This window comes from Roseburia lenta, assembly GCF_014287435.1.
Classification (GTDB): Bacteria; Bacillota; Clostridia; order Lachnospirales; family Lachnospiraceae; genus Pararoseburia; species Pararoseburia lenta.
This window is the reverse complement of sequence record NZ_JACOPG010000003.1, coordinates 272,403-284,236: the sequence shown is the minus strand read 5'-3', so window position 1 is coordinate 284,236 and position 11,834 is coordinate 272,403. Positions and strand designations below refer to the sequence as shown.

Genomic DNA, 11,834 nt, shown 5'->3' with positions numbered 1-11,834 from the left:
CTTTTCCACATTTCATACTTTTCTAATAAAGGGCAACACTTAATGTATTCAGATTCCATATCATTGGCAGGCTCATCAAGAGCACCAGAGCAATCATCCAGTTTTCTTTCTTTCCTGTCAGCCGTACCTTATTCGGAGCGATGGCATACAATAATGGCACTAATAAAGGATAGGCATATCGGGACTGCACTCCCAAAATAGTGTCACTTCCCACTTCTGTAAATGCCAGATACATTGCCGTTGCAGCCAACACATAGCCTCCAAGCGCGCCAATAATGATTGCAATGCGGGTTCCTACCGTCATACGACTATCTTCGTCTCTATCCAAAAATGCCGCCATGATCATAACTACCAGCGGTATGCCCCAGTACTGTCCCTGACCAACATAATAGAAGAATTGCAGTTTTGTTCCCAGAACAGATGCAGAAAAATACTCTAAGCCAAAGGTAAACAGTAACTTAATATACCGAAGCGGATCCGACATAATATAACTGATCTGTCCGCTGGTACTGATCACACCCTCGCCTCGCGTATCTGCATATGCCTGCGGATTCGTAACGATCGGTGCCAATAGCACTGCACATATACCCAAAACCACCATGATCGCGCAAACACGGATCACAACTTTCTGCCGCTTATTTAAACGCTCCTTTGGCAAGAATAATAGCGGAAAAAGTAATGGGAAATATACGATCTTTGGTAGTATTCCTATAATGATTGTAACAATGATATCTGCTAACTGCCTGGTTGTGATCGGCTCATCATTTTCATACAAAGCAAGGTATTTTGCAAATCCCAACAACGTCCATCCAACGATCCAATAGTCGTAGTTATAGGCACTCGCCAAAAAGACCATGGATGGAATCATGCCAACCGCCGCAAATACTGCCTTTCCCCTTCTGACACGACGCATTGCTGCCCCGACTAAAAGCGCATAGCATAGACAGGTGAACCATTTTCCCATCATAAAGGTATATGCATACGGTAAGCCCAGAGCTCGTCCCAGCATAATTCCGCACGCCGGAACAATATAGGCAATGTGATAGTAGGATAATCTGGTGACACCGTAAGGGATCACTTCACCCTTTTTATAAGAATCGTTCAGACTTTTCAGATAGGCTCCTGACGATGTCTCATCATAATACAAATGTCCCTGCACATTTCCTACATATTCACGCAAGGTCTGTTCTTCTGCCTCATAAATACTGCCGGTAAAAAAGCCAATAACCTCCGTCGTGCGGCGATAATGGGTCTCATCGTCCGGTACAGTCCCCGGAATACGCAGTGTCACGAAAATAGCGCAAGTCCCCATGATCATAATCGCCAGAAAGACTAGGAGATCAGCGCGTGCATAAGCAATACGACGCATGATAAAACAAAGGATCAGCGTGCCGTATATAGCAAGCGCGATCAAATAACGGTGGTTGTTCATTGCAGTTCCCGACATATGACATATGGCATAAGTGATCGGATATACAAGAAGGGCTCCCAGTAAGGTGCCTGCTACACCTAAAAGAACCGCCTTTTTATTCTGCTGCAGCTTGTGTCCTAATGCACAAAAGCGATCGATCACATGTGTCAGCCACCGGTTCAGACCTGAGATCTTGATCATCAAGACTGGCACCAAGACCACAAGAACTACCAACCCTACATATAATGCAATGCGGCGCTTGACGAACATATTCTCCGGAAAATAAAATGCCCGATAGCACAGTATCGCTATAACCACCATGCTTACTAATGCAACACAGTAGTTTCTTTTTGTCTCTTTCATTCCGAAACTCCATTTCTGATTTCTTACTGTGTCTCATTATAACAAAAGCCGTCTCATAATACAATGAGACGGCTTTTGCCACGTTAACTCCAATTTTGCAAGAGTTGCTCAATCAGCATCGTTTTATCCACATAATAAAAGCCACTCTCTCGAATTTCTGCGAAATTCTCAATGTGTTGTTTACCACTATTCTGTATTTGCAATTGATGTGGCAGTCTGTCACTTCTTGCCTTTCCAGATTCTCGTCAGCCATCCTTCATATCCCGGATTCACCAAAGTACCACTAACATTTTTATACACCGCATCGTCTCTACCGATTGCCTTATTATCTCTTGCGATTTCACAGAAATGATGTGCCGCATCTTTGCCTTCAAAGCCTTTTATCTTCCGGAAATATGCCACCTGTGTAGCATTATCATAACTGGTCACATAATCCATCAGTGCCACCGTTTGTTTGGCATCAGCGTACATAACAATGTCCTCTTCATCCAGAAACTCATACTCCTTTTGTTCTACCAGACGATGCAGAAACTCTTGATTTTCCCGCATATAGATCTTAGTTTGTGACCAACCGTCCCTTGTGTGAAAGATTTCAACATAAACCTTCCAGAGAAGTTCCAGTTTATCCCTCTCCATTGTAAACTGTTTCTCACGCATCGTTTTCGACACCACATACAATTTATAGTATCTGTTATTCCAAAGCCGACTGATAATGACATTGCTATAAATATAAACTGTATTCAGTTTCACAATATTATTCAAAGTATAACCCGGAATCTGATGCAGGCAGTTGACATATTCCACATATAATTTTCTTAGATTTTCATCCTGATTCAGATCCTGCCATAGATTTTTCTCAATATATTCTATCGGTGTTTCCGTGAAATGCAAAAACTGTACTTTTTCCTCTGCATTATCCTCCATCTCAAAGATCTCATATAACTTCCGGTTCATCGCTTTTCGTCGATCCCGCCTCATTTTCTTATATGCTACCTTCTCCAGATGCAATTGATAAAACATTTCATGTGCGATCTCTGCCGTTTGTCCCACAATAAACTGCATAATATCATAGGCGATTGCAGGATTTCTATATTTGGCATTAAAGTACTCTGACACATATTTTGCCTGTACTTCCGTTAAGATGCGGTTTTGTAACAGTTTCAATGCATCTGCCATATCATCAACTAATGCCAGTTCATCCTTATCCGGCATTGCATATGGGGCTTCATATAAGAAAATATATTTTTCCAACAGTTCAGACTCACACAGGACTTCTTTTCGGATGCGCATAAAAACAGTGTTGGCATGCGCCTGTATCCACTCTGCATTCCACTGTATCGTGCCATAGACATTTTGATCCTCGTAATCTATTTTTGCATCCTCTTGCAGCAAATAATTGCAGACATATTCCAAATAAAATCCATTCTCATATAAAAGTTGACATAAACGTTCGGATAGTCCGTTCACCCACAGGTAATCCCGCAAAAGCAGCAACTGCGTTTTTCCCAATTCCTTCACTTGTTCCATGCAGGATACATAATCTGCAATTTCCAATTTTCCCGATGCAATCTGCTGTTTATACACAGCAACCATCTGCTCGGGTATGCTGCCAAAACATTGACATGCTTGAGCAAGTGCTTCAAACCACTGCTCTATTCCCTGACGCGCAATCACCTGCTGATAAAATTCTATATATTCCGGTTTCCAATCTTTCTGCTTTATGATTCTCCTATGTATGCTTTCCGGGCTTTCGTCATCCTGATCCAGTGCATCTAAATTAGTGACCGCAAAAATATTTGAAATATCGTCTATCGCCTCCACTTCTTCCTTACTCCAGAATGGATTATCTCCCACGAAAAGGCAACGGTACAATCTCACTTTGTCCGGGATCGTCTGACACATTCTTTTGCGGATCGTCCACAATATATTCTTATCCTCAACGTTTTCATTTAACTGGTTAGATATTTCATAGATCAAGCCATCCCGGTCATAATCACCTTTTCTTGGTCTGATACATTTTTCAATCGTCTCACATGCTCGTGCTTCATTCTGCTCGTCAAAGTGTAGTGATGCTATCATTTCATAGATCTTATCCTTTGCATTTTCACACAAAAGAACAAACAATTTGTCATAATCCAGTATAAATGAAGGTATTCGAACACCTAGAGAACCGACTTTTTTATAGGCATCCTGTATAACTTTCTCAGAAGTCCGCTCCAGATATTCCTCATATTCTTCGCTGTTCTTGGGTGCTTCCTGATAAACAATGCTGTTATATACGCGCATCTCTGCCAGTGAAAACAATATACTGTTTGCAGGATAGTTATAGAAGTATAGCCGATAGTTTGCATCAACCAATTTGCTCTTTATGAGTTTTTCTATTTCATATTTAAAACGCTCGCTGAACTGCTCCCATTGTTCCGGCTGATTTTCTTCTTCCATTACTTCCATGCCACGCATACCGTATTGTGAAACCAACACATCTAAGGTATTATCTTCTAGCAGATAGAAATCGTTCTCATATTCTCTTCTCAAATAGGTAGCAACTGCACATTTTTCAAATGTAATCACCTCATCACCTGCACGCCCTGGAAATCTATTCAGAAGACTTTCATACAAAGTCAGGGATTCATTGAGCCGGCTCTTAATTTCCCGGATATCAATATTCCGCCCATGCATCATCCAATCCATACCAGGGGTTTCAATCTCCGCCTGCAGATCTAATGAGGCTAACCAGTCCTTCTTTTCAGACAATAAACCTTTTAGGATTGTATCGTAATTCTCTATATTAATTTTTTGGAGATTTATCACATAATCAAAGATCTTCTTGTACTCCGGAATCTGCTCCTCTCTGCCATCTACCAACATGACCTCCGGTTTGATACACACAACAAAGGTAATCTTGTGCCTGCCACCATCCGTAAGATAGTACTTTCTCAATTCGCGTAAGAACTGTAGTACACTTTGCTTGTCATCAATGCGATCCAAATCCTCGATCACAACAATATAATGTTGTCTTCCTCTATGATTCAACACTTCCTGCTTGAACAGATCAATCAAAATGTTCTCATCCAGCGTCCGCTTTCCTTCCGATTTTGTTGAACTAAAAATAATTTCAGAATCTGTAACTGCCAATACGAAGCACGCTAAAGAAACGATAAACACTACAATAGTCAGCATAAAGAAAGTCTCATTCTTTAACTGCCAAAATGCCTGTATATACTTTTGAAATTTATATAGAAGCCCAGATAAAAAGAAGCCAACAAGAGAACACATTGCCAAAAATGACCACATTGCGTTCTTCCCGTTGACTGCCCATATGCCAAAATCCTTGCTTAATCTACGGCTGATATAATGACTTTTTCTTCTATCGTGCGGATTGATCCTGCTGACCAATTGATAAATAAATGCCTTATGCAATTCTGTTGGCATAACTTCTTTTTCATGTCCCCAATCTCCCTGTTTATCTGCAGGGATCTCCTCCTGTTGCGCATAAGTCCCCCACATATTGATACTGAGTACCTTTTTCCCAAATCCGAAACAGGCACACAGCGGATGCTCCACACGTTTTTTATACAGGGATATCAAACTGGATTTCCCTGTACCAAAATCAGATGTCACGGCAACGATTCTTGCATCTGCATCCACCGCCGCATCCAACTTATCCACATATGTAGATATACCGATCCAGTCCTCGTCTTCGTTCTGGATCGGGCGATTCAGATAGATAGTGTTATTGCTATTTTTCTTCTGTTTCCCCATGCGTAGGCTCCTTCTGATCTCCATCAATTATTCGCTTCAAAACATCAGTACATCACCCGATTATACTCCACCAACTCCATCTTTCCGTGTGTAACCTTTATTACGGTCACACCCAAGTTAGTTATTTCCTGCCCTTCCAATTCCGGGAATTGCTTTTCCAGCCAAAATTGCATCGAAGAATGCGCCACAACAAGGACATTCTCCCCGGGCTTGATAGCGTCAATGATCTGCTGCATCCCATTATCAAACCGTTGATAAAAATGATACTTGGTCTCTGCATGGATAGGAGACACATAATCTGCATCGTCCACCGAACCAAAAGCATCCGGAAAGACATCTAATTGATTTTGCTCCATAAACTCCTGACTGGTATAGCCTTCCGCATCTCCCCAGGAAATGTCATCCAAGGCTTCCATCTGTTGCCGGTCTACACTCTCCTGCCCTGCTCCTTCTAAAAAATAACTTGCCGTATCAATGGTTCTTCCCAAAGTACTGGTGTAGACTTTTCCAAAGGAGACATCCGCTAAATCCTGTCCCACTGTCTTGGCCTGCTCTACTGCCTCCGGTGTCAGATCAGCGTTGCCGTCTCCACCCATAAGCAATCCCTGCTCGTTTGCATAGGTTCTCCCATGGCGTACCATATAAATATAACTTGGTCGCTGCGCCATACCAAAGAGGGACACAACAATCCCCAACACGCAGACCGCTCCTACCAGTCCGATCCAGAATTTCTTTTTCAATCTATTCTCCTCAAATATCCCTTTAGTGTACCAGTTCCAGACACAATGGTATAATGCCCCATACCACAAAAGACAACATACCTGCACCCACGATCAATGTCTGCGAAACCGTATATGTCTTTTTCTCCCAAACCTGACTATCTGACAAAAGATAAACCTCTCCCAAAATACAAGGCAACATATATCTTCCCTGTGCCTGATAGTCCTGCGTCCACATCTGGTATACGGTTCCTACACACAAGAAAGAGATTGTTACCACGATGGCGACAATGTGTTTTCTTTCTTTGCAGGCTCTCCATGTCGATACTATATTCACAATATATAAAACCAACATGATATACACATAGATATTTGCGCTATACAAAGACATCCAACCATAGCGTCCCACGAAAGAGTTAAACATGGTCGGGAACAATCCATCATCAATTGCCGTCAAAGTCTGCAAATAAGTGTAGCCCTGCTGCTTCAAGGATTGCATTTCGACGATTTCCTGTGACTGATGTTTTAGGTGTTCTGCTCGATACAAATAGCCCTTTCCCTCCGGATATCTCCACAGGTCAATTCCCGCTCGTATCGCATAAAAGCCAAAGACCATTCCCAAAATCATCATATACTTTAAGAATAACTGCTTCTTGTTCTCCGCATCCCACAATTTAAACAATAAAACCACAAAGGCAAACAGAAGGATGATCAGATAATTTTTCTTTCCCATTAAGGTTTGCGCACAGAGGAAGGCATACAAAAACATCCCGCCAAATTGTCTCCACGAAAAACCTTCTTTCCACACACCGGCGATCAGACCGTCTTCGCGAATGGCTTCTGTCACAACAAAAAATCCGATAAAAATATCCCAGGCATCCGACGTGGCATAGGAAAACAGATACCATAACTGCGGCGTTGCAAACAAGAATGCAAACATCCATTTGTCTTTGCGCCCTTTTATAAGAATCCAGGCAACCAAAAGAACCAGCAGCAACACATTAAACATCCGATAGTAGGCTGAAATATGAAAAATATTTTTACCAATCCATCCAAACTTCCCGGCTAAAATATAATAAAAACTCCGTTCCGCCAATCGGATTGTGCCATAATTGGAATAAGCATTTTGTAGAGATATATCATCAAAATCCGGTAATCCCCAATGGGTCAGATAGTAGTCAACACTACCTCTCGTCTCATCTTCATCCGGATGTCCATAGGTGATGCTAAATAAGGACATGACAAAAACAGCAATAACAATAGCAATGCTAAGCCAAGAAAAGAGTTTATAGACACGGTCACTCTTTTCTGGCTTTAACCAAATCTCCAGACCTGCCAATAAGAAAAGACTAACAATAAATAGTGCCAACAGACCTATTTTACACCAGCGGTCAGATTGTAAACGTGCCATAAAATCAGGTGCATTATTCTGATCCAACACCAGATAAGGATCACCCGAGGTCGGTGTGATCCAGACATGATCGTCCTCTACCTGTAGGCTACAATTCTGCCAGAGGGCACTTCTTGCCAAATCTGCCCCAGAGATTGTATAAGTCGCAAACATCCCACTGCGCACCTGGATCCTTGCAATGCCAATCTCTTCATCGCTGGCTGAAAAATCCACGCGCACGCTCTGCAATCCTTGTCCTTCATTTTTGTAAGGGAACACCGCTAAACGTTTGAATACAGAATAAAAGGAGGATTTTTCCTCGCTGTAACCACTCCCGGTGTCCCAAAAGGTCTGCGCCATCTCACCCTGATAACTGCTACTATTGTTGCCATAATAATAGACTTCCAATTGGTTTGAAAAATCCATGCACTTTAGAAAGCCAGCAAAAATAAGAATCAGCATAAGCAAAATACATATGTTTTTTGCCAATATTCGGTTTTGTATTTTCTTATCTGTTACATTACATGCATCCATATCATGAAATCGTCTCCTATATTGACATTGTCTATCGGCTGATCAACGTTCCAGCCCGCCGGGCAGGTACATATATTGTAAAGCGGTATCAACGTATACGCACCATCGATCACAACTAAATTCTTATCTGCGATCAAGCCTTCATCATAACGGCAGAAAGCAGAATAGGATTTCAAATACTCATTCAAGCAAACAGCATGCCACGGTTGTCCTAATCCTTCCACTGTCCGTGTCAAATCTTCGTTGATATTTTCCTTATTTGTTACTGTTATAATACTGCTTCCCATACCCTGATATAAAACGATTGTTCCCAGTACCAGATAGATCAAGGCGCTGCGTCTTTCTTCCTTGGTCGCCTGCATATCATTGCCATTCATCAATGCGCATATTCCCACCGGTAATAAAATCAGGAAATGAACCATGGATGTACTGCAAGATGCTAAAATAAACATAATGAGATAGCCTAAACCTGTGACAATAACGGTTGCTGCCAACATGACCTTCTCTCTATCCATATGTGAAAAAAAGAGCAACAACCACAATACGAACATCCCATAGAACATACTGACCTGAATCAAACTCACCGGAACGGTTCGCATAAAACGCAAAATATTCTTTCCTGACAGATCATGCCCCGCTTGGGTCAACTCTTCCAATTTTTCAAAGGCGCTCCATTCAGAAGTAATATAATGACCATCTACCAGTATATTATATTGATATTCCTGTAATTCTAATTTTTCCCCCAGATCTGCCCGATAGGTCGGTGCTCTAAACATTCCCACCTGTTCCACAGCACTTCTGTACTGGTTTACCTGCGCCCAATCATCCGTTTTCTGATATTCCCTATAGTCCAGTGCCTGCAAAATGACAAGCAGAACCAATGCACTGACAAATGGCATCCATAATTCTTTGCCCAGTTCTTTATCAATTTTCACCTTTCTAACAAGCATATACAGAATAATATATACGATCGTCAGGCTTCCGCTTAATAACAAGGCTTTCCAACTGATTAAGCCTGCCAACAATAATGCCACCCCAATATAAAAATGCTGCAGCCAGCGTTTCTGAGTAAATTCTCCTACAAGTATTCCCCAGCACACATATAAAGCACTCACACTTAATATTGCAGCCGTTTTCATGTAACTTGGGCAAATATAACATTCATACCCTATAAACAAAGCAAAGATCAGAAAGGTCAGGTTTGCAATTCGTGAAAAATTTCTTTTCAAAAATAGTTGCCCTATTTTCCAGAGTGACATGAATGTGAGCACATACTGAAATACGGTATACCAATTTACACCTGTCATAAACTCGCAAAGCAACTTCAAGAAACGCCCCACATATATATTGCTAAATACGATCATTCCCGTAGACCAAGCCCCACTAATATTAAATAGTTGTGCCTGCATCATCACATCCATATCATATTCATAATGTGGTGCCCCAATCAATAACACGACAACAAGGGCAAGCACATTTAGTAACAATGATCTTGCCTGCGGCTTGCTGTATAATTGTTTTGCTTTATTTATTATTAACTCTTTTTTCATAATATTTCTCACAATATCCCGTATCGTGTTATTCAACACGTACTATTTCCGATTTTATAGAACTACAGTCTTGATGTAATAAACCTGATCATGATATTTATAGTAATAATTTACAGTCATACCATTTATATAGTCTGCATCTAAAAGGTATTTTGAGTATCTATATTTTGAATTTTTATCATATTCATCGTTTGTGTACTGCGTCATCTGATATATCCGGCTTGTTCCATCAGCATATTGTATCTCTGCATATCCTTCGCCCAAATAGGATTTTTCTCCTTGTAAGTATGCCTCTAACATCAGTTTACAGGTCTGATCGTTTATCTCATATGACTCCTTACTTTTCAATTCTTCTGAGTTATAAACCATATTCTCGGTATTTAAATCAAATTGGTCTGTCTTAATTTTATAAACTGCCCGTCCATCTATTTTTTTTACCAAACAAGCATGTGCCCCCATATTATAATGCCTTTGTATATATGCTACTGTTGCATCTATCATATTTTCTCCAACAATATACACTTGTTCATTATCTATACATTGCTCATACGGATTTACAATAAAAAAATTGTTCATTGCTTCCGCATCCCACGGAATATAGGTTGTCGTTCCTCCCATCGCCATCGTATGCTTTTTCTTTGCTATTTTTCCTGAGCGATACCATATGTCGTTTATGATTTCATCTTTTGATCCATTAACCAAGTTGCAATATAAATGTTCATCATCTGCCATCATCCCTGCGGAATAATCACTGTCTTCATTGTCATATTGAATATATTCGTACGAATTCGCGATATAAGTTGTAATAAGCACACTGCAAATTGTTATAAGACCAATACATTTCTCTTTTGAACAATTTTCACAATTTTTTATAACCACCAAAAGATTGACACATACTATTGCAAATGCAACTGATATATCCACCCTCTGTTGCAGGTAGCGATTCAAAATAGCATAAAGATACCACTGGATGAGAATAAAATTTAATATTTGTGCTCCCAGAAAATACTTTTCTTTTCCTTTAATAAGGACCAGCATTAAAAAAGAAATTAGGAACAATGGCATCCATCCATATTTGGTATATCCTGTAGTAAGTACTCGGACAAAATCTTTTTTGTCTACCATTTGCTCTTTGGTATCCTGCTGCAAAGCAACCAACTTACTTATCGATTCCACATTGAAGATCTGCGGGTCTGCAAAATTCCAGTTACTATAGTATTGCACATCCTCCTTTTGCATGCCTAACTGCTTATATACCTCTTGATTTTCTTCATAGTCAGGAAATCCATGATCCAACAACTGTCCTCGCACAGAATTATATTCTGTATAATCTTGCCATTCCGGAGTTGAATAACTATGAGTGTCTATCTGCTTTAATCCCCAAAACAAAAAAAGTGCTGTTATAGCCAAACAACAAGCGCCAATAATTTTTTTGATATTTTTTTGTGTCAGCAGATAAATGAAACATATACAGATCAAAGGTAGCATCGCCCAAATAATCATAAAAAAACATGATCTTCTATACATAATGCCCATAGTCAATTGCATGAATGCAACTGCAATCTCTATTATGTTGATTTCATTGCTCATCAGGTTATCCACAACCAGTAAAATTCCCGCTACCAAAAGTATGCCAGCTACTTTTGTAAATTGTAGTTGTGTATAGAAAAAGTAAGAAAAACCTGCACCAACAAAAAGAACTATGATTTTTTTAATGGCGTTCTTATTTATGTTTCGTAATAATACATACTCGATAAAAACATTGGCAAAAAAAATGCTCACGACTTCTAAAAGTGGATACCACGGAATTACCGCAGATATGTTCCATAAAAACTTCAACAAATAACCTATAACAATATTGATATAAATTAAATGTTCCTCTCCCATATTAGCAATGGTTGCCATTGACAAATCATCATTTGTTTCATATCGAATCTGAAAACACAAGAGGATAATACTGAGGAAGCAGACATTATATAGTAACGACACAATGAGACTTTTTCTATTTTCTTCTGGGCAATTCTTTCTTCCTTGTTTCTCCCAAACAGAATTATTTATGGTGAAACCACTTGCTATTATCTTTCTATTTAAACATTTTCCCATAT

At 40.0% G+C, this 11,834-nt stretch carries 6 protein-coding genes and 1 pseudogene; all 7 read right to left on the bottom strand.

The window, feature by feature from the left end:
* Positions 1-22: 22 nt before the first annotated feature.
* Positions 23-1,774, bottom strand: coding sequence for a DUF2142 domain-containing protein (locus H8R94_RS08745; RefSeq protein ID WP_186854432.1), 1,752 nt, complete (start codon positions 1,772-1,774; stop codon positions 23-25).
* Positions 1,775-1,863: 89 nt separating this feature from the next.
* Positions 1,864-1,971, bottom strand: a pseudogene (locus H8R94_RS12450) (AAA family ATPase); the annotation flags it as partial.
* 22 nt (positions 1,972-1,993) lie between these two features.
* Entirely contained in the window at positions 1,994-5,536 is a 3,543-nt protein-coding gene (locus H8R94_RS08735) for a YobI family P-loop NTPase (RefSeq protein WP_186854431.1), read from the bottom strand.
* Between the two features lie 44 nt (positions 5,537-5,580).
* Positions 5,581-6,276 (bottom strand): histidine phosphatase family protein, encoded by a 696-nt coding sequence (locus H8R94_RS08730; RefSeq protein ID WP_186854430.1) that lies wholly within the window; start codon positions 6,274-6,276, stop codon positions 5,581-5,583.
* A gap of 22 nt (positions 6,277-6,298) precedes the next feature.
* Complete coding sequence (locus tag H8R94_RS08725; protein ID WP_186854429.1) at positions 6,299-8,071, bottom strand: glycosyltransferase family protein; 1,773 nt, start codon at positions 8,069-8,071, stop codon at positions 6,299-6,301.
* A gap of 89 nt (positions 8,072-8,160) precedes the next feature.
* Positions 8,161-9,729 carry a hypothetical protein gene (locus H8R94_RS08720; protein WP_186854428.1) on the bottom strand — a complete coding sequence of 523 codons (1,569 nt, stop codon included), beginning with the start codon at positions 9,727-9,729 and terminating at the stop codon, positions 8,161-8,163.
* A 54-nt stretch (positions 9,730-9,783) separates the two neighbouring features.
* Entirely contained in the window at positions 9,784-11,832 is a 2,049-nt protein-coding gene (locus H8R94_RS08715; protein WP_186854427.1) for a hypothetical protein, read from the bottom strand.
* Positions 11,833-11,834 lie beyond the last annotated feature (2 nt).

What these genes read in the sequence shown, in the direction of transcription:
- H8R94_RS08745 (WP_186854432.1), bottom strand. Translation starts at nt 1,774, where the DNA reads ATGAAAGAGACAAAAAGAAACTACTGTGTTGCATTAGTAAGCATGGTG.
- H8R94_RS08735 (WP_186854431.1), bottom strand. Translation starts at nt 5,536, where the DNA reads ATGGGGAAACAGAAGAAAAATAGCAATAACACTATCTATCTGAATCGC.
- H8R94_RS08725 (WP_186854429.1), bottom strand. Translation starts at nt 8,071, where the DNA reads ATGGATTTTTCAAACCAATTGGAAGTCTATTATTATGGCAACAATAGT.
- H8R94_RS08720 (WP_186854428.1), bottom strand. Translation starts at nt 9,729, where the DNA reads ATGAAAAAAGAGTTAATAATAAATAAAGCAAAACAATTATACAGCAAG.
- H8R94_RS08715 (WP_186854427.1), bottom strand. Translation starts at nt 11,832, where the DNA reads ATGGGAAAATGTTTAAATAGAAAGATAATAGCAAGTGGTTTCACCATA.